16 protein-coding genes and 1 riboswitch are annotated in these 18,377 nt (G+C 68.2%); of the genes, 9 read left to right on the top strand and 7 right to left on the bottom strand.

Annotation, left to right across the window (positions count from 1 at the left end; all coding sequences use genetic code 11):
• Nucleotides 1-34: 34 nt before the first annotated feature.
• The 5 genes from ACH438_RS18745 to ACH438_RS18725 all read right to left on the bottom strand — a co-directional run bounded on the left by ACH438_RS18745 (nucleotide 35) and on the right by ACH438_RS18725 (nucleotide 5,643).
• Nucleotides 35-682: a TetR/AcrR family transcriptional regulator gene (locus tag ACH438_RS18745; protein WP_397006757.1), complete on the bottom strand. Its 648-nt coding sequence runs from the start codon at nucleotides 680-682 to the stop codon at nucleotides 35-37.
• Nucleotides 683-723: 41 nt separating this feature from the next.
• Nucleotides 724-960: a hypothetical protein gene (locus ACH438_RS18740; RefSeq protein ID WP_397006755.1), complete on the bottom strand. Its 237-nt coding sequence runs from the start codon at nucleotides 958-960 to the stop codon at nucleotides 724-726.
• Nucleotides 961-1,002: 42 nt separating this feature from the next.
• Nucleotides 1,003-2,208 carry an MFS transporter gene (locus tag ACH438_RS18735; protein ID WP_397007133.1) on the bottom strand — a complete coding sequence of 402 codons (1,206 nt, stop codon included), beginning with the start codon at nucleotides 2,206-2,208 and terminating at the stop codon, nucleotides 1,003-1,005.
• 396 nt (nucleotides 2,209-2,604) lie between these two features.
• Nucleotides 2,605-3,822: an NADP-dependent isocitrate dehydrogenase gene (locus ACH438_RS18730; RefSeq protein ID WP_397006753.1), complete on the bottom strand. Its 1,218-nt coding sequence runs from the start codon at nucleotides 3,820-3,822 to the stop codon at nucleotides 2,605-2,607.
• 327 nt (nucleotides 3,823-4,149) lie between these two features.
• Entirely contained in the window at nucleotides 4,150-5,643 is a 1,494-nt protein-coding gene (locus ACH438_RS18725; RefSeq protein WP_397006751.1) for an MFS transporter, read from the bottom strand.
• 141 nt (nucleotides 5,644-5,784) lie between these two features.
• Between ACH438_RS18725 and ACH438_RS18720 the strand changes: the two genes are divergently transcribed.
• From ACH438_RS18720 to ACH438_RS18705, 4 genes are all read left to right on the top strand, one after another.
• The gene (locus ACH438_RS18720) at nucleotides 5,785-6,501 is read left to right on the top strand and encodes a TetR/AcrR family transcriptional regulator (RefSeq protein WP_397006749.1); all 717 of its coding nucleotides are present in this window, start codon (nucleotides 5,785-5,787) and stop codon (nucleotides 6,499-6,501) included.
• Between the two features lie 12 nt (nucleotides 6,502-6,513).
• A riboswitch (SAM riboswitch) is annotated at nucleotides 6,514-6,624 on the top strand.
• Nucleotides 6,625-6,720: 96 nt separating this feature from the next.
• The gene (locus ACH438_RS18715; RefSeq protein ID WP_397006747.1) at nucleotides 6,721-8,067 is read left to right on the top strand and encodes a bifunctional o-acetylhomoserine/o-acetylserine sulfhydrylase; all 1,347 of its coding nucleotides are present in this window, start codon (nucleotides 6,721-6,723) and stop codon (nucleotides 8,065-8,067) included.
• The gene (locus ACH438_RS18710) at nucleotides 8,064-9,227 is read left to right on the top strand and encodes a homoserine O-acetyltransferase (RefSeq protein WP_397006745.1); all 1,164 of its coding nucleotides are present in this window, start codon (nucleotides 8,064-8,066) and stop codon (nucleotides 9,225-9,227) included. Before ACH438_RS18715 ends, ACH438_RS18710 begins: the two co-directional genes overlap by 4 nt.
• Before the next feature lie 212 nt (nucleotides 9,228-9,439).
• On the top strand, nucleotides 9,440-9,598 hold the full coding sequence (locus ACH438_RS18705) for a hypothetical protein (RefSeq protein WP_397006743.1): 159 nt from the start codon (nucleotides 9,440-9,442) through the stop codon (nucleotides 9,596-9,598).
• A 65-nt stretch (nucleotides 9,599-9,663) separates the two neighbouring features.
• Here ACH438_RS18705 and ACH438_RS18700 read toward each other — a convergent pair whose 3' ends face one another.
• Nucleotides 9,664-9,909, bottom strand: a complete 246-nt coding sequence (locus ACH438_RS18700) for a DUF3017 domain-containing protein (protein WP_397007131.1) — start codon at nucleotides 9,907-9,909, stop codon at nucleotides 9,664-9,666.
• A gap of 106 nt (nucleotides 9,910-10,015) precedes the next feature.
• Between ACH438_RS18700 and ACH438_RS18695 the strand changes: the two genes are divergently transcribed.
• Together ACH438_RS18695 and ACH438_RS18690 are read left to right on the top strand one after the other, a co-directional pair.
• Complete coding sequence (locus ACH438_RS18695; protein WP_397006741.1) at nucleotides 10,016-10,480, top strand: tRNA (cytidine(34)-2'-O)-methyltransferase; 465 nt, start codon at nucleotides 10,016-10,018, stop codon at nucleotides 10,478-10,480.
• Nucleotides 10,481-10,529: 49 nt separating this feature from the next.
• Entirely contained in the window at nucleotides 10,530-11,537 is a 1,008-nt protein-coding gene (locus ACH438_RS18690) for a hypothetical protein (RefSeq protein WP_397006739.1), read from the top strand.
• Between the two features lie 199 nt (nucleotides 11,538-11,736).
• Here the strand turns inward: ACH438_RS18690 and ACH438_RS18685 are convergent, their stop codons facing one another.
• Nucleotides 11,737-15,087, bottom strand: coding sequence for an error-prone DNA polymerase (locus ACH438_RS18685; RefSeq protein ID WP_397006737.1), 3,351 nt, complete (start codon nucleotides 15,085-15,087; stop codon nucleotides 11,737-11,739).
• A 157-nt stretch (nucleotides 15,088-15,244) separates the two neighbouring features.
• Between ACH438_RS18685 and ACH438_RS18680 the strand changes: the two genes are divergently transcribed.
• The 3 genes from ACH438_RS18680 (at nucleotide 15,245) to ACH438_RS18670 (ending at nucleotide 18,324) form a co-directional block, all read left to right on the top strand.
• Nucleotides 15,245-16,285 (top strand): SDR family NAD(P)-dependent oxidoreductase, encoded by a 1,041-nt coding sequence (locus ACH438_RS18680; protein ID WP_397006735.1) that lies wholly within the window; start codon nucleotides 15,245-15,247, stop codon nucleotides 16,283-16,285.
• 183 nt (nucleotides 16,286-16,468) lie between these two features.
• Nucleotides 16,469-17,668, top strand: coding sequence for a sensor histidine kinase (locus ACH438_RS18675; protein ID WP_397006732.1), 1,200 nt, complete (start codon nucleotides 16,469-16,471; stop codon nucleotides 17,666-17,668).
• Complete coding sequence (locus ACH438_RS18670) at nucleotides 17,668-18,324, top strand: response regulator (RefSeq protein WP_397006730.1); 657 nt, start codon at nucleotides 17,668-17,670, stop codon at nucleotides 18,322-18,324. Before ACH438_RS18675 ends, ACH438_RS18670 begins: the two co-directional genes overlap by 1 nt.
• Nucleotides 18,325-18,377 lie beyond the last annotated feature (53 nt).

Raw genomic sequence — 18,377 nt, 5'->3', positions numbered from 1 at the left:
GCGAACAGTTCGCAACGGGCGTTCGGAGGTCGGGCTACAGGCCGTCGGCATCCAGATCGGGCATGACCGCCGCGGCCGCCAGGCGCAGCTGCGCGGAGGCCCGCAACCAGCGGCGATGCCCGCGATCCGGATCGGGCGAGACGAAGTTGGTCACCAGGATCCCCCGCAGGGTATCCATGGCGGTATAGGCGAAATCGCGAACGTTCTTGCGGTGCATCTCGTTCGGCACCAGCTGTGCCACCGCCAGCAGCACCGCATTGTTCACGTACGGCTCGACCTTCTCCACCTCGACCGCGAGTGCCGGATCGGTGCGAGCCGCCACCCACAATTCGATGGCCGCGATGAACAACGGCCCCTGGTGCAGCTCCCACAGGCCTTCGAGCGCCGTGCCGAGCGGGTCGTCGCCCGCCCGCATGCGCGAGATCTCCTTCATGGCAGCCTCGGTGCGGCGTTGCGCCAGATGACTCACCGCCGCGACCACGAGATCCGTCTTCGATCCGAAGTGATGCACCTGCGCACCGCGGGTCACCCCCGCGAGCTCCGCGACCCGCGGCGTGGTGGTACCCGCGTACCCGTACTCGACCAGGCACTCGATGGTCGCGTCCAGCAGCCGCACGCGCATTTCACTGCTGCGTTGCTCCTGGGTGCGCCGAGGCTGCTTCGGGGTAGCGGTCCGGGTCATTCCCGCATAGTACACTTACATACAGTAGTGTATGTAATCTGCTACTGCTCCGAGTTGTCCTCGCACGCCGTGCAATACCAGCCGTCGGCATTGCTCACGCAGTTCTCCAGCCGGACCGAGGGGCTGCCGATCTGCTGCCGGCACTGCGCCGCACAGCCGTTCATGTCACTACAGGAGATCGGGCCGTTGTTGTCACCGGGACCGGCCGAGGCGACAGCGGGAACCGCGAGACCGATCAGCAGGCCGGCGGCGAGAACGCCGAAACGAACAGCACGCATGACGGAATCCTTTCGTACACAAGAGGTACTTTACCGCCGTTCCTACGTGCCATTCCTCGTGCGAGAGAAGAACACGGTCAGCGTGAACAGTACCGTGCCGATCACCGCGAGACCCGCCCCGACCGCGGCGGGGGCAGTGAATCCCATACCCCGGGCAATCACCAGGCCACCCAGGAAAGCGCCGCCCGCATTCGCGATATTCAAGGCCGCGTGATTGAGCGCCGCCGCCAGCGTCTGCGCATCGTGCGCCACATCCATCAACCGCGTCTGCAGGGCCGGGGCCAGCGACGCACCCGATGCGCCCACCAGGAAAGCGCCCAGCGCCGCGGTGTACGGATTGTGCGCGGCCGCAACGAAACAGGCGAGAATCACCACCATCGACAGCATGGAAACGAAAATCGCGCGATCCACCCCACGATCCGCGAGCACACCACCGGCAATATTGCCCGCGACCATTCCCAGGCCGAACAACATCAGCACGATCGGCACCAGGCCGACCGGCAAACCCGCCACATCGGTGAGTGTCGTAGTTATATAGGTATAAACGGCGAACATGCCACCGAATCCGACCGCACCGACCAGCAGCGTGAGCACGACTTGCGGCCGGCGCAACGCACTCAATTCCGTACGGGGATCGGTGAGTTTGATGCCGTGCAATTCCGGCACGAATCGATATATGGCCGCCACCGTCGCGAATCCGATGACCGCCACCACGATGAAAGCGTCCCGCCAGCCGAGATTCTGGCCCAGCCAGGTGGCTGCGGGAACGCCGACGACATTGGCGGCGCTCAGACCCAGCATAACCGCGGCAACCGCTTTCGCCCGCTGACCCACCGGCGCCAGCGACGCCGCCGCCAGCGAGGCAACCCCGAAATACGCGCCGTGCGGCAGGCCCGACACGAACCGCGCGAGCGTCAAGGTCGCGAAGGTCGGCGCCACCACACTCGCGGCATTGCCCAGCGCGAACGCCGCCATCAGCACGAGCAGCAGCCGCTTGCGCGGCATCCGCGCGCACAGCGCCGAGATCACCGGCGCACCCACGACCACACCCAGCGCGTACGCGGAAACCGCATGCCCCGCCGTGGGTTCCGACACCTTCATGGCCGACGCGATGTTCGGCAACAACCCCATGGTCACGAATTCCGTGGTGCCGATACCGAACCCGCCCAGCGCCAGCGCCAGCATGGCCGGCACGTGCCAGGTCGTCCGCGGCTCGGCGACGGCGGACGACGGAACGGGGGCGGGCAGGGTGGCGGCGGATGGGGACTCGGCCACGACGGGCTGGGATACGGATTCGGCCACGGTCAATCGCAACACCGCAGCGAATGCTCCCGAAACCCTTTGCGGCGGTGATCTCACTCACCCCGCGCCGGGGCGGGCCGCCCGGAAATCCGAAGGCCTTGTCCTGCAAGAACTTCCATCCTGCGGCCGCGCCGGTGATCTCACTCACCGCACCCCGGAAACGCAATTCGGGCACCCGCTCACCACTGAGGACAGTGGGGGCAGGTGCCCGGAAAGGTGGCGGCGGATGGTCTCGGCCGGGACGATCGGTCCCGGCCGCCATCATCGCCGCATTCGCGTCGTGCGCTGATCCGGCGTCACGGTACGTGCCAACAGCCCGGGCACGTCCCGTTCGGTCGGGACTCAGCGCAGTTCGCGCGCCAGGTTGGCGTCGAGCACGCCGAGGAACTCCTCGGTCGTCAGGTAGCCCTGATCGCCGCCGACGAGCAGCGCCAGGTCCTTCGTCATCTGACCGCTCTCGACGGTCTTGATGACCACATCCTCGAGGGTCTGCGCGAAACCGATGACCTCGGGGGTGTTGTCCAGCTTGCCGCGGTGCGCGATGCCACGGGTCCACGCGAAGATCGAGGCGATCGGGTTCGTGGAAGTGGGCTTGCCCTGCTGGTACTGGCGGTAGTGCCGGGTCACCGTGCCGTGCGCGGCCTCGGCCTCGCAGGTCCGGCCGTCCGGGGTCAGCAGCACGGAGGTCATCAGGCCCAGCGAGCCGAAGCCCTGCGCGACCGTGTCCGACTGCACGTCACCGTCGTAGTTCTTGCACGCCCAGACGTAGCCGCCCTCCCACTTGAGCGCGGAGGCGACCATATCGTCGATCAGCCGGTGCTCGTAGGTGAGACCCGCCGCGTCGAACTGGCCCTTGAACTCGTTCTCGTACACCTCCTGGAAGGTGTCCTTGAACATACCGTCGTAGGCCTTCAGGATGGTGTTCTTGGTCGACAGGTACACCGGGTAGTTCTGCTGCAGGCCGTAGTTCAGCGAGGCCCGCGCGAAGTCCCGGATCGAGTCCTGGAAGTTGTACATACCCATGATCACGCCGCCGTCTTCCGGCATGCGGACGACCTCGTGCTGGATCGGCTCGGAGCCGTCCTCCGGCGTGAAGGTCAGGGTGACGGTACCCGCCTGATGCACCTTGAAATCGGTGGCGCGGTACTGGTCGCCGAAGGCGTGACGGCCGATGATGATCGGCTTGGTCCAACCCGGAACCAGACGCGGCACGTTCGAGATGATGATCGGCGCGCGGAAGATGGTGCCACCCAGAATGTTGCGGATGGTGCCGTTCGGCGACCGCCACATCTTCTTGAGGTCGAATTCCTCGACTCGGGCCTCATCGGGGGTGATGGTGGCGCACTTGACGCCCACACCGTGCTTCTTGATCGCGTTCGCCGCATCGATCGTGACCTGATCATCGGTCTTGTCGCGGTACTCGATGCCGAGGTCGTAATACTCGAGGTTCACATCGAGATACGGGTTGATCAGCTTGTCCTTGATGAACTGCCAGATGATCCGGGTCATCTCGTCGCCATCGAGTTCGACGACGGTCCCTTCAACCTTGATCTTGGACATGGATCTTCGTGTCCTCCTAGGAAGGTGGTGCTCCCATTGCACGGCCGGTGAGCACCGCTTGTAGCGGACCCCAGCTGTTCAACAGACAACGTATACGCATGGCGCTCGGCACGGGGCCTGTGGTGCCAGGTCCACGCACGCTGTGGCGTCAAGCAAGACAAGCGTACTGCTGCTATCGATCTCACCGCGCGGGCGGCCCCCGCTGTGCGGGATTCACGCCGATTACCGATCAGTAGCGTTTTCTGTGACCCTGAGCACCCTCCAGCATGCGGAAACCCGTCCGAAGCAGCAAGTAGCTGTTTCGGACGGGCTCGTTTCCGCAAGCGGTCAGACTCCCACGTGGACGACCTCGGACCCCTCGAGGAGGTTCTGCGGCTTGTCCCTGATCATGAAGGCCACGATCGGGATGCAGAGCAGGAAGAAGCCTGCGCCGATGAGGAACGCGATGTCGTAGGAGTGGATGGCGGCCCGTTCCATCAGGTGATCGACGGCCGGGTTGTTGCGGGCGTACCGGTCGGCCACCTGCACCGAGATGGTGGTCAGCAGCGCCGTGCCGATGGAACCGCCGACCTGCTGCGCCGCGTTCAGCAGCGCACTGGCCACCCCCGAATCCTCGGCCTCGACCTGATGCAGGGCCGTGGTCTGCATGGAGACGAACAGGCCACCCATGCCCAGCGCGATCAGCAGCATCGCCGGCAGCAGACTGCTGGCATAGCTGTCACCGAACTCCAGCCGGGACAGCCACAGCAGGCCCGCCGCGCCCAGGATCGAACCGGCCAGCATCAGCGGCCGCGGCCCGATCTTCGGCAGCAGCGCCGAGGCGACACCCGCCGAGATCGCGATCCCCGCCGGGAACGGCAGGAACGACACACCGGCCTTCAACGCCGAGTAGTGCTGCGTGATCTGCAGGTAGAAGCTCAGGTTCAGGAACATGGCGAACATGGCGATCGGCACCAGCAACGCCACCAGATACGACCCGCCGCGGTTGATCTCCCCCGGAATGCGCAGCGGCAGCAGCGGATTCGCGGAGCGTCGCTCGATGGCCACGAACGCCACCAGCAATGCCACACCCGCGATGAGCAGTCCCAGCGTGGTGGAAGCGGTCCAGCCGTCGGAAGCCGCCCGGCTGAAGCCGTACACGATGGCGATCAGGCCCAGCGTCACCGTGACCGCACCCGGCAGGTCGTACCCGCCGGTCCGCGGCGCCGGCACATCCTTGATCACGAAGGCGAAGGCGCCGATCAGCGCCAGCAGCGCGATGGGCGTGTTCACCAGCAGCGACCAGCGCCAGTTCGCGAATTCGGTGAGCGCGCCGCCCGCGATCAGGCCGATGGCCGCGCCACCCGCCGACACACCGGCGAACACACCGAAGGCGCGGGCGCGTTCCTTGGCTTCGGTGAAGGTCACCGACACCAGCGACAAGGCCGCGGGGGCCAGCAGCGCACCGAAGGCGCCCTGCAGCGCACGGCCCGCGAAGAGTTCGGTCGAGCTCTGCGCGAGCCCGGCCAGCGCCGACGCCCCGGCGAAGCCGACCAGGCCGATCATCAGGATGCGGCGCCGGCCCAGGTAGTCGGCCAGCCGGCCGCCGAGCAGCAGCAGACCGCCGAAGATCAGCGTGTAGGCGGTCAGCATCCACTGCTTGTCGCCGTCGCTGATGTGCAGGTCCTTCTGCGCGAAGGGCATGGCGATGGTGACGATCGTGGCGTCCAGCACCACCATGAGCTGCGCCATGGCGATCACGCCGAGCGCGAACCAGCGGCGGGAATCCTTTGCGCCGGTTGATCTTTCGTCTATGTCTAAGGCTTCTTGCGAGGCTGTCATGTCATCTCCTCGGGGGGACGGTCCGGGACGCTGCAAACCATACTGACCCCCACCGACAATTGACGTCAAGCGAAAAATGTCTGACTGCGACAGTTGTCATACGGCGACGCGATCCGCCCCGGTGGCGATACCATGGGAACCATGTCCGCCAATTTGTCAAGTGCCGGCTTGCTGCATCGCCGCAGCTCCGGGTTGCGCGAACGCAAGAAGCAGCAGACCCGGACACGGATCATCGACGTCGCGCTACAGCTCTGTGACGAGCAGGGTTTCGACGCCACCACGGTCGAGCAGATCGCCGACGCCGCCGATGTCTCCCCCCGCACCGTGAACCGGTACTTCGACAGCAAGGAGGCGATCGTCATCGCCCCCATCGAAGGCTGGGGACAGGCACTTGCCGACGAGCTGCGCGCCCAGCCCGACAGCGGCGACGAAATGGAGGCGTTGTTCGCCGCCTTCCTCGTCATCGTGGACCGCGTCATCGAGGCCGACGAGCCGGTGCCCTTCCGCTGGTTCCAGCAAATGCAGCGCATCAGCCGCGACAGCACCGCGGTCCGCGCCCTCAGTATGGAATCGGCCGACACCAAGACCCGCGCCATGACCGAGGTGCTCGCCGAACGCCTGCACCTGCCCCAGGACCACCTGACGGTCCGCATCATCGCCGCCACCTGGCACGGCATCGTGCGGGTCGGCATGGAGTGCGAATTCGACGCCGAGTCCGAGTTCCCGGACTGCACCACCGCCTCGACCGCGCGCATGCTGGCCGACAATGTTCGCGCCGCATACAACGAATTCCGGCGTTGCTGCTGCAAATCGAATGTGGCAAGCCCCACTGCGGAAACCGGAGCGACCGCCCGCTAGAATCTCGCATCAGGTCAAGAGCATCAGCGCGAAGCCCCGGCTCGCTGATCGGCAACCCTCCAGCTGCGGTGGGGTGCTCCGGGTGAGGACCGGGCGCTCGAGGGCCGAGCGCAAGCGCACTGTAGGAGGTTCCCGAAATGTGTTGTTGTCGAAGCCGATCCGTCTTCCGATAACGTCAGACTTCCGCCATTCGGCGACCTTGTTCTCCCGGAGTTGAACATGAGTGACTCGACCGCGCCCGCGACCCCTTCGCCCGAGGCGATCGACCCGGCCCAGTGGTCCTTCGAGACCAAGCAGATCCACGTCGGCCAGGCCCCCGACGCAGCGACCGGCGCCCGCGCGCTGCCGATCTACCAGACCACCTCGTACGCCTTCCGCGACACCGACCATGCCGCGGCGCTGTTCGGGCTCGCCGAGCCTGGCAATATCTACACCCGCATCATGAACCCCACCCAGGATGTGGTGGAACAGCGCATCGCGGCCCTGGAAGGCGGTGTGGCGGCGCTGCTGCTGTCCTCCGGCCAGGCCGCGGAGACCTTCGCCATCCTGAACCTCGCGGGGGCGGGCGATCACATCGTCTCCAGCCCGCACCTGTACGGCGGCACCTACAACCTCTTCCACTATTCGCTGCCCAAGCTGGGCATCGAGGTCTCCTTCGTCGAGGATCCCGACGATCTGGAGCAGTGGAAGGCAGCGGTCCGCCCGAACACCAAGGCCTTCTACGGTGAGACGGTCGCCAACCCGAGCAGCTCGATCTTCGATCTGCCGGGCATCTCGGCCGTCGCGCACGCCGCGGGCGTGCCGCTGATCGTGGACAACACGGTCGCGACCCCCTACCTGCTGAACCCGCTGCGGCACGGCGCGGACATCGTCGTGCACTCGGCCACCAAGTACCTGGGCGGCCACGGCTCGGCCGTCGCGGGCGTGATCGTGGACGGCGGCACCTTCGACTGGACCGTGAAAGACGCTGCGGGCGAATCGAAGTACCCCGGCTTCACCACCCCGGATCCGAGCTACCACGGCGTGGTGTTCGCGGATCTGGGCGCACCGGCCTACGCGCTCAAGGCGCGCGTGCAGTTGCTGCGCGATCTGGGTTCGGCCGTGGCGCCGTTCAATGCCTTCCTCATCGCGCAGGGCATCGAGACGCTGAGCCTGCGGGTCGAGCGGCACGTCGCCAACGCGCAGGCGGTCGCCGAATTCCTGACCGGGCAGCCGGGCGTGACCACGGTGTATTACGCGGGACTCCCGGACTCCCCCTGGTTCGAGCGCGGCAAACAACTGGCCCCCAAGGGTGTCGGCGCCATCGTGTCGTTCGAGCTGGCCGGCGGCATCGATGCGGGCAAGAAGTTCGTGGACGCCCTGACCCTGCACAGCCACGTCGCTAACATCGGGGATGTGCGCTCGCTCGTGATCCACCCGGCCTCCACCACGCATTCCCAGCTGACCCCCGAGGAGCAGCTCGCTTCCGGTGTCACGCCTGGTCTGGTGCGTCTGGCCGTCGGTATCGAGGGCATCGACGACATCCTGGCGGACCTGCGGGCCGGGCTGACGGCGGCGGCAAGTTGACCGTGAACACCACCTCGAGCACCTCCCGGCATGCGGCGGAAGTCCTGCTTCCGCCGCCCGATGGGACGCTCGGCAGCATTGCGATCGGGGATGTCCGGCTGGAGAACGGCGATGTCATCCCCGACGCGATGCTGGCCGTGCAACGGTGGGGCGAACTCTCCGCGAACGCCGACAACGTGGTGCTCGTGGAGCATGCGCTGACCGGTGACTCGCATGTGGTGGGCCCTGCCGATGTACATCACGTCTCACCGGGCTGGTGGGACGGCATCGTCGGGCGGGAAGCGCCGGTGGACACCCGCGAATGGTGTGTCATCGCCACCAATGTGCTCGGCGGTTGCAAGGGTTCCACCGGGCCGGCGTCGCTGGCCGCGGACGGAAAGCCCTGGGGCGCACGGTTTCCCGAGATCTCCATCCGCGACCAGGTGGCCGCCGAGGTGAAGCTGTTCGACCTGCTCGGCATCGACCGGCTGGCCGCGGTGGTCGGCGGGTCCATGGGCGGTATGCGGGTGCTGGAATGGATGGTCGGCAACCCCGAAAGGGTCGGCGCCGCACTGGTTCTCGCGGTCGGCGCGCGCGCCACCGCGGATCAGATCGGCACCCAGACCACCCAGATCGCCGCCATCCAGGCGGATCCGGACTGGCAGGGCGGCAACTACCATGGCAGCGGCCGCATCCCGGTCGCCGGCATGGGCATCGCGCGGCGCATCGCGCATCTGACCTACCGCACCGAGTTCGAGCTGGATCATCGTTTCGAGAATCACGCGCAGGGGGACGAGAACCCTTGGGCGGGTGGCCGTTACGCGGTGCAGTCGTATCTGGAGTATCAGGCCGACAAGCTGGTGGCACGGTTCGATCCGGCCACCTACGTGCTGCTCACCGAGGCCATGAACCGGCACGACGTGGGCCGCGGCCGGGGCGGTATCGAGGCGGCGCTGGGCGCGACGCCGGTGCCGTGCGTGATCGGCGGCGTGGATTCGGATCGGCTGTACCCGCTGCGCACGCAGCAGGAGCTGGCCGAGTTGCTGCCGGGCTGTAAGGGCCTGGAGATCGTGCGCTCGCGCGATGGGCACGACGGTTTCCTCACCGAGACCGAGGCGGTCGGCAAGCTCATGACCGAGGCCATGGATCTGGCCCGGGCGGCGCGTTCCGCGCGCGAGTGAGCCGGGTCACTGACATGTGCCGCGCGAATAATTAGGGTTTTCTTCGAATATGCGCGCACGCTCCCCCATAGAGGGTGCGCGCTAACGTCACGTGTCGAGTCTGTTTCGTTCGAATTGTCCTGAAGGACTGCCGGTTTCGCGCGCATGAATCCGCCGTAACCGTCCCGTAGAGATCCTTCTGCGATCCGCCGCGACCGATTATCGTGTCATGCATGGCAGCCTTCGATGACCTGGATCTTCGCACTCTCGTCGACCTGCTCAACGACGAGGAACAACGCGAATTACGCCCGGCCGTACTCCGTGTACTGAACCGACTTCCCGACCAAGAGGTGCTCCGCCGCGAGCTCTGCCGCCGCCTCACCTCGGTCTGACCAGCCCCGATCACCCGCCGAATTGCGGCTGCGGTTCCGGCCGCAGCCCCGAATCCCGGCAGGCTCTAGGTGACGCCGAGCGGACTGATGGTGGCCGCCAGCACGATGATCGCCACACCCGTCACGGTCAGCCAGCCCACGTCGAAAGGCTTGCTCCGCACCGCCAGCAGACCCACCCGGTCGGCCGGCAGCACCAGGCGCAGGGCCGCGGCCACCAGTGCCGCACCGCCGAACACGTAGGTCCCGCGCCGCCACCGGTCCGCGGACAACAGCACCACGGCCACCACCAGCACCGCGGCGACCAGCAGCATGGGCAGGTTCTCGCGCACGGAGGCCCAGAAACGACTACTGCGGCTCTCGGGCGCGGTATGGGCTCCAGTCACGGCCCCGAGCTTACGTTCTGGGATGCTGTAGCGCGTGTTCCATCTGGTGTTCTTCGAACCTCGTATCCCGCCCAACACCGGCAATGCCATTCGACTGGCCGCCGGTACCGGTTGTGAGCTACACCTGATCGAGCCCCTCGGCTTCGACCTATCCGAGCCGAAGCTACGCCGGGCCGGGCTCGACTATCACGATCTGGCGGTGGTCACCGTGCACAGCTCGCTCGCGGCCGCCTGGGAGGCCATCCAGCCCGAGCGGGTCTTCGCCTTCGCCGCCGCCGCGACCACGCACAACACCGAGATCGCCTTCCGCAAGGGCGATGTCCTGCTCTTCGGCCCCGAACCCACCGGCCTCCCCGCCGAAGTCCTGGACGATCCCCGCGTCACCGCCCAACTCCGCATCCCCATGCTCCCGGGCCGCCGCTCCATGAACCTCTCCAACGCCGCCGCCGTAGCCGTCTACGAAGCCTGGCGGCAACTGGGTTTCCCAGGCGCGGTGTAGTTTTCCCGTACGCTCGGGCGAGCAGGCTGACCTGGAAGGAAAGACGGAGATGGCCAAGCGTTTTCTACTACTGCTAGCGGCCGTGCTGGGGGTGATCCTGCTGGCGACGGGGACGGCTGCGGCCGGTCCGGTCACCATCAAGGACGACTCGCACGTACTCGACCAGACCAAGGTCACCGATGCGGCGAACCAGCTGCCGGATCCGGTGCAGATCTTCACCACCGAGAAGTTCTCCGACAATCGGGCCAAGTTCGACGCGGAGGCCCAGAGCCACGTGAAGAGCACGACCGACGTGGTGCTGGCCATCAACACCAAGTCGCACTTCTTCTCCGTCCGGACCGGCACCGATTCGCACATCCGTGACGCGAACCCGGCCCTGACGGCCTTCAAGAACTCCTTCGGCAACAACGATTACACGGGCGCGACCGTCGCCTCCCTGAACGCCTTGAAGACCGCCGCGGACCAGCCCGCGCCCAGCCGCGCCGGCGCCCCCGCGCCCGCGGCCGCACCCAAGAAGAGCCACGGCGGCTTCGGCTGGCTGGGCCTGCTCTGCCCGATCATCGTGATCGTCGGCATCGTGGCCCTCGTGGTCTCGCTGATCCGCCGTCGCCGCGGTCCTCGCGGCCCGGGTGGTTTCGGTGGTCCCGGCGGCTACGGCCCCGGATACGGCGGTCCCGGCGGACCCGGCTACGGAGCACCCGGCTACGACCCCAACTACGGTCCGGGCGGCTACGCTCCGCGCCCCGGCATGAGCCCCGGCGCCGCAGCCGGTCTCGGCGCAGTGGGTGGCGCGGTCGGCGGCGGCCTGCTCGGCTACGAACTCGGCCGCATGGAAGGCGAACGCGAAGAGCGCCGCGACGACACCAACTACGGCTACGACCCGAACCAGCAGTGGGGCGGCGACCAGGGCCAGCAGCAGTGGGGCGGCGGCGGTGGCGACACCGACTTCGGCAGCGGCGGTTCCGACTTCGGCGGCGGTTCCGACTTCGGTGGCGGTGGCGATTTCGGTGGCGGCGGAGGCGATTACTCCGGTGGCGGCGGAGACGGCAGCTTCTAGCCCCCGCAACACAATTCACGGCGGCGCCCCGCGAAAGCAGGGCGCCGCCGCTGTCTCCCGGACCCGCCGCCACCGTCTTCAGACCTGCCGCCGCAGCGTGGGCGGCAGCGGCAACAATCTCCACCGGGCGTGCTGTGGCTCCCCGCATTTGCGGGGAGCCACACCATTTCGGTTGGGCCGCTTCTTCGCGGCGGGCGGGTCAGCGGAAGTCGCGGGAGCGGGCGGTGATGCGGAGGTCCATGCGCTGGAGGTGTTCGGCGACGATTGTGACTGCGCCCTCGGCATTCTGGATGCGGCCGCGGACGAGGAGGGCCGGGGCGGATTGGGCGAGGCGGCGGTAGCGGGCCCAGAGGCCGACCGAGCAGACGACGTTCACCATGCCGGTCTCGTCCTCGAGGTTGAGGAAGGTGACGCCGCCGGCGGTGGCGGGCCGCTGCCGGTGCGTGACCGCGCCACCGACCAGAACCCTTGCGCCGTCGCGGATGTCGAGCAGGCGCGCAGCCGGCACCACACCGAGGGCGTCGAGGCGCTCGCGCAGGAATTCGGTGGGATAGCTACCCGGGGACACGCCGGTCGCCCACACATCGGCGGCCGCCAGCTCCAGTTCGCTCATACCCGGCAGGGTGGGCGCGGCGGTGGCCGCGCCGGTGCCGGGCAGCCGGTCCGGCCGCTCCCCCGCCGCGGCGCCGGCCGCCCACAGCGCCTGCCGCCGGGTGACGCCGAGACTGCCCAGCGCACCCGCGGTGGCCAGCGCTTCCGCCTGCGGCACGGTCAATTCCACCCGCCCGGTGAGATCCAGGAACGAGGTGTACGGCCCGCCCGCCCGCGCGGTCACGATCTGCTCGGCCAGTTCGGTGCCGATGTGCCGCACCGCGGCCAGCCCCAGCCGCACCTGCATGCCCGCGCCTTCGAGGGTCGCCTCGGCGAGGCTGTGGTTGATATCGGGCCCGTGCACCGCCACCCCGTGCCGGCGCGCATCGGCGACCAGGGATTGCGGCGAGTAGAACCCCATGGGCTGGGCGCGCAGCAGTCCCGCGCAGAACGCCGCCGGATGATGCAGTTTGAACCACGCCGAATAGAACACGAGCGAGGCGAAACTCTGCGAATGGCTTTCCGGGAACCCGAAATTCGCGAACGCGCACACCTTCTCGTAGATGCGGTCGGCGATTTCCCCGGTGATGCCGTGCAGATCCCGCATGCCCTGATAGAAGCGGTCGCGTAGCCGTTCCATCTTCTCCGGTGAGCGTTTGGACCCCATGGCGCGGCGCAGTTGATCAGCTTCGGCGGCGGTGAAGCCCGCGACATCCACCGCCATCTGCATGAGTTGTTCCTGGAACAGCGGGATGCCGAGCGTGCGAGAGAGCGAATCCCGCAGCGCCTCATGGTCGTATTCGACCTTCTCCTGCTCGTTGCGGCGCCGGATGTACGGGTGCACCGACCCGCCCTGGATGGGCCCGGGCCGGATGAGCGCCACCTCCACGACCAGATCGTAGAAATTGCGTGGTTTCAACCGCGGCAGGGTCGCCATCTGCGCCCGCGATTCCACCTGGAACACGCCGACCGAGTCGGCGCGGCACAGCATGTCGTACACGCCCTCCTCGGCGAGGTCCAGCCGATGCAGTTCGACCGTCGTGCCCTTGTGCTCACGCACCAGATCGATCATGTAGTGCAGGGCGGACAGCATGCCGAGCCCGAGCAGGTCGAATTTCACCAATCCCGCCGCGGCGCAATCGTCCTTGTCCCACTGCAGCACACTGCGGTCGGCCATGCGCGCCCATTCGGTCGGGCACACGTCGGCGATGGGCCGATCACAGATCACCATGCCGCCGGAGTGGATACCGAGATGCCGTGGCAGGCCCTCCAATTCGCCGGCCAGCGCCAGCACGTCCGCCGGGATCTCGGTGTGTTCTTCCTGCGCGACCCCGGTCCACCGGCTCACCTGTTTGCTCCACGCGTCCTGCTGCCCGACCGAGAAGCCCAGGGCGCGTGCCGCATCCCGCACCGCGGACCGGCCGCGATAGGTGATCACATTGGCGACCTGCGCCGCGTACTCCCGCCCGTATTTGGCGTAGACATGCTGAATGGCCTCCTCGCGGCGATCGGATTCGATGTCCACGTCGATATCGGGCGGCCCGTCCCGCTCCGGCGACAGGAAGCGTTCGAACAGCAGCTTGTTGGCGACGGGATCCACATTGGTGATGCCGATGGCGTAGCAGACCGCGGAATTGGCGGCGGAACCCCGGCCCTGGCAGAGGATGTCGTTGTCGTGGCAGAAGCTCACGATGTCGTGCACGACCAGGAAGTAGCCCGGGAACTTCAGTTCCCGGATGACCCGCAGTTCGTGCTCCAGCTGCTGGTACGCCTGCGGATTCCCGGCACGCTCGCCGTAGCGCCGGGCGGCGCCGCGCAGGGTGAGTTCCCGCAGCCAGCTGTTCTCGTCGTGGCCTTCCGGCACCTCGTAGGGCGGTAGTTTCGGGGCGATCAGCCGTAGGTCGAAGGCGCATTCGCGGGCCAGGGCAACGGCATTCGACACCGCTTCCGGGCAGGCCGCGAACAGGCGCGCCATCTCCGCGCCGGAACGCAGGTGCGCGCCGCCGGTGGGGGCGAGCCAGCCGGCCATATCGTCGAGGCTGGAACGCGCGCGCACGGCGGCCAGCGCCATGGCCCGGCGGCGTTGCGGGGGTGCGGCGAAATGCGCTCCGGTGGTGGCGAGTACGGGCAGGCCGATCCGGTCGGCGAGCTGGATGAGCCGGGCATTGCGTTCGTCGTCCTCGGGCACGCCGTGGTGGGTGAGTTCCACGCTGACATTGCCGCGGCCGAATCGTTCCACCAGTTCCCGCAATTCGGTCTCGGCCGCGGTATCGCCCTGTTGCAGGGCTTGTCGCACAGTGCCTTTCCGGCAGCCGGTCAGAATGTGCCACTCGCCGCCGGCGGCTTCCGTGAGCCGGTCGAGGTCGTAGCGCAGGATGCCTTTCTCGCCCGCCGCCATGTGCGCGGCCGCCATCTCCCGGGACAGCCGCCGGTAGCCCTCCTGTCCGCGGGCGAGCACCAGCAGGTGTGGTCCCGCCGGGTCGGGGGCGCCGGTGCGGGGCGCGGAATCGCCTGGCTCACCGGTCTTTCCGCGCCGCGCGCCGCGGGGGGCGAGGTGGGCGCCGGGGCGGGCGGCGGTGCCGAGGGAGAGTTCCGCGCCGAAGATGGTGGGCATGCCCCATTCGCGGGCGGCTTCGGAGAAGCGCACGACGCCGTAGAAGCCGTCGTGGTCGGTGAGGGCGAGGGCTTCGAGGCCGAGCCGGACGGCTTCCTCGACGAGTTCTTCGGGCTGGCTCGCGCCGTCGAGGAAGCTGTAGGCGGAGTGGGTGTGCAGTTCGGCGTACGGGACGACCGGTCCGTCGGGGCGGCGGAGTTCGCCCGCTTCATACTTCTCGCGTTTGCGAGACCAGGCCGGGCCGTCGCCGCCGTCGGCGTCGATTTCGGGTCGCTGCCGGTCGGGGCGGCCGGACAGGACGCGTTCCATTTCCGCCCATGTCGGGGGTCCGTTGTGCCAGCCCATGCCCACCTCCTCCGCCGACCGACCAGTTCCGGTATCGAACATACATTCGATACCGAGCAGTCTCTACAGCGGTTGACGTGTCGCGGGGCACTCCTTCGTGGCGCTGGAACTTACTTTGGAGTAAGTTCGAGGCAATTCGATCTGCAAGGGAGCAGCAATGGATGCGGTATCGCGTAGCGATTCGATGGGGGGCGGCGGTCGGGCGGCGGGTGGGCCCGATCATTCCGTCGACAACGGTTACCTCGCCCGTCGGCGCGCCCGTCGCGACCTGACCGGCAAACACGTCCTCATCACCGGCGCTTCCTCCGGTATCGGCCGCGCGGCCGCCGTCGCCGCCGCGGAAAAAGGCGCGGTCCTGTTCCTGCTCGCCCGCCGCGGCGACGAACTGTCCGGCGTGGTCGACGAGATCAACGCCGCCGGCGGTACCGCCTTCGCCTACCAGTGCGATGTCACCGACGCCGAATCGGTCGACCACACCGTCAAGACCATCCTCGACACCCACGGGCACGTCGACATGCTGGTCAACAATGCCGGCCGCTCCATCCGCCGCGCCGTGCACCGCTCCACCGACCGCATGCACGACTTCGAGCGCACCATGGCCGTCAACTACTTCGGCGCCGTCCGCATGACCCTCGCGCTGCTGCCGCAGATGCGGGAACGCAAAGACGGTCACATCGTGAACATTTCGAGCGCCGGCGTGCAGGTGGCCACCCCGCGCTTCGCCGCCTACCTGGCCTCCAAGGCGGCCCTCGACAAGTTCGCCGAGGTCACCGCCGCCGAAATGCGCGCCGACAACATCACTTTCACCACCATCCACATGCCCCTGGTGAGCACCCCGATGATCACCCCCTCCGGCGACCAGGGCACCTCCGCCCAATCCCCCGAATGGGCCGCCGCGACCATCGTGCGCGCGCTCACCGAACGCCCCCGCCGCATCGACGTCCCCCTCGGCACCCTCGCCGAATACGGCACCCTCTTCGCGCCCGGCGTGAAAGAACGTGTCCTGCACCGCTACTACCGCGCCATCGGCGACTCCGCCGCCGCCAAGGGCGAAACCCCCACCGACACCGACACCCCCGCCGACGACCCGGAACCCGTCACGCCGCAACGGCGCCGCCGCCCGGTCCCGCCCGCGGTCCGCGCCACCGGCACCGTCCTCCGCCGCGCCGCCCGCCTGGTCCCCGGCACCTACTGGTAGGCCCCCTCCAGCGAGCCACTCCCAGGGATGAGGGCGGAATCATCCTCGGGCGGGAGGACGGGCGGGGCCTGCCCGGGGGAAACTCGAAGCGTTATGGGTACTCGCGCTGCCACTCCGGGCTTTCACATCATCGAGGGGTTGCTGGGAAGGCTGCCGGAGCGGACGTGGAGACCACCGGCGTGGGTGAGCGACGCCGGCATAACGATCCTGGTCACCATCGCCACCGTCGGACCGGAACTCGCGGAACGACGGCCCTGGTGGGTGCTCGGCCTGGCCCTGCTGGCCTCGGTCCCGCTGTTCTGGCGTCGGCGCGCCCCGCTGACCACGCTGTGGGCGGTCGGCTCCGGGATCATCGTGCTGGCCTGCACGCACGCACTGCCGCCGCTGCCCTACGGAACGGTGGTGTGCGCGTACACGATCGCGGCCTACGGCGGCCCGGCCGTCCGGGTGGTCGCCATGATCGCCGGAGTACTGGGCATTCTGGTGTCACTCGTGCTGCCGGGTGAACCGCCGGAATCGTATGCCTATGCGGCACTGTCCTTCCTGACCGCGTGGACGCTCGGCACCGTCGTGCGCGCGCGGCGCACCCAGATCGATCTGCTGAGCGAACGCGCCCTGCGCCTCGACGAGGAACGGGTGGCCGCGGTGGCGCGTGAACGGGTGCGCATCGCCCGCGACGTGCACGACATCGTCACGCACTCACTGGGTTTGATCATCGTGCAGGCCGAAACCGGCCCCCTGCTCACCCGCACCGACCCGGATCGCGCCGACGCCACCTTCGCCGGCATCGCCGACACCGGCCGCAGCGCCGTCCACGAACTCCGCCTCAGCCTCGCCGCCATGCGCGACGGCCTGGCCACCGGACCCGAGGGTCTCGCCACCGCGCACGACAGCCTCGCCGGCACCTACGCGGGCGCCCCGCGCCACCAGCCGGGCCTCGACGCCATCCCGGACCTCGTCGACACCTGCGAACGCGGCGGACTCACCGCCACCCTCGACGAAAAAGGCGACCGCCGAACGGTATCCGGCGAGACCGGCGTCACCGCCTACCGCGTCGTCCAGCAGGCCCTCACCAACACCCTCGAACACGCGCGCGCCGACCACGTGGCCGTCACCCTGCACTGGACCGAATCCCACCTGACCGTCCGGGTCAGCGACAACGGCGCCACGACGGGGACGTCCGGGGACGGAATCACCGCGCGCGACAACGGGATCGCCGCCGTGCGCCGCCGGCTCCGCGCCCCGGAACCCGGCCGGCGCACCGGATCGGGGCTGACCGGTATGCGGGAGCGGGTCACGGCCTGCGGTGGCAGCCTGCACGCCGGGCGCACCGAGACCGGGTTCACCGTCGCCGCCGAACTACCGCTCGATCGGGAGCCGTGATGCGTGTACTCGTCGTCGACGATCAGGACCTGTTCCGGGCCGGATTCGGCATGATCCTCTCCGCCCAGCCCGACATCACCGTGGTCGGCGAGGCCGCCGACGGGCTCGAAGCCGTCAGCCAGGCCGCCGCGCTGGCCCCCGACGTGGTGGTCATGGACATCCGCATGCCACGCCTGGACGGGGTGGCGGCCACCGCCCGCATCTGCGCGGACACCGCCGCGAAAGTGCTGGTCCTGACCATGTTCGACGCGGACGAATACGTGTATGCCGCGCTGCGCGCCGGGGCCAGCGGGTTTCTGCTCAAGGATGCGCGCCGCGAGGAACTCGTCTCCGCCGTCCGCGTGGTCGCGGCCGGGGAAGCACTGCTCGCGCCCGCCGTCACGCGGCGGGTCATCGCGCAGCTCTCGCAGCGGTCCAGCTCGCGGCCGGAATTGACGCGGCGGCTCACCGAATTGACCGATCGGGAACGCGTCACGCTGCGGGAACTGGCGCGCGGGCAATCCAATGCGGAGATCGCCGACGCCCTCACCGTCACCGAGCACACGGTGAAAACCCATGTCAGCTCGATACTTTCGAAGCTCGCCCTGCGTGACCGGGTGCAAGCGGTGGTCTTCGCCTACGAATCCGGTCTGGTGGTGCCCGGCCGCGACGACTGAGCACCTCGCCCCTGGGAGCGACCGCCGGTTCACTCGTGTCGGCGATGTGCGCG

The sequence above is a fragment of the Nocardia sp. NPDC020380 genome (genome assembly GCF_044386975.1).
GTDB lineage: Bacteria > Actinomycetota > Actinomycetes > Mycobacteriales > Mycobacteriaceae > Nocardia.
Note: the sequence above shows the minus strand (reverse complement) of the source record. Positions and strands in the feature narration are given on the sequence as shown.

Bases quoted from the DNA above. Each gene is read 5' to 3' on its own strand.
- ACH438_RS18685 (WP_397006737.1), bottom strand. From the start codon at position 15,087: ATGGGCTGGCACAACGGACCCCCGACATGGGCGGAAATGGAACGCGTC.
- ACH438_RS18715 (WP_397006747.1), top strand. From the start codon at position 6,721: ATGAGTGACTCGACCGCGCCCGCGACCCCTTCGCCCGAGGCGATCGAC.
- ACH438_RS18705 (WP_397006743.1), top strand. From the start codon at position 9,440: ATGGCAGCCTTCGATGACCTGGATCTTCGCACTCTCGTCGACCTGCTC.
- ACH438_RS18745 (WP_397006757.1), bottom strand. From the start codon at position 682: ATGACCCGGACCGCTACCCCGAAGCAGCCTCGGCGCACCCAGGAGCAA.
- ACH438_RS18730 (WP_397006753.1), bottom strand. From the start codon at position 3,822: ATGTCCAAGATCAAGGTTGAAGGGACCGTCGTCGAACTCGATGGCGAC.
- ACH438_RS18670 (WP_397006730.1), top strand. From the start codon at position 17,668: ATGCGTGTACTCGTCGTCGACGATCAGGACCTGTTCCGGGCCGGATTC.
- ACH438_RS18720 (WP_397006749.1), top strand. From the start codon at position 5,785: ATGTCCGCCAATTTGTCAAGTGCCGGCTTGCTGCATCGCCGCAGCTCC.
- ACH438_RS18700 (WP_397007131.1), bottom strand. From the start codon at position 9,909: ATGCTGCTGGTCGCCGCGGTGCTGGTGGTGGCCGTGGTGCTGTTGTCC.
- ACH438_RS18725 (WP_397006751.1), bottom strand. From the start codon at position 5,643: ATGACAGCCTCGCAAGAAGCCTTAGACATAGACGAAAGATCAACCGGC.
- ACH438_RS18740 (WP_397006755.1), bottom strand. From the start codon at position 960: ATGCGTGCTGTTCGTTTCGGCGTTCTCGCCGCCGGCCTGCTGATCGGT.
- ACH438_RS18680 (WP_397006735.1), top strand. From the start codon at position 15,245: ATGGATGCGGTATCGCGTAGCGATTCGATGGGGGGCGGCGGTCGGGCG.
- ACH438_RS18690 (WP_397006739.1), top strand. From the start codon at position 10,530: ATGGCCAAGCGTTTTCTACTACTGCTAGCGGCCGTGCTGGGGGTGATC.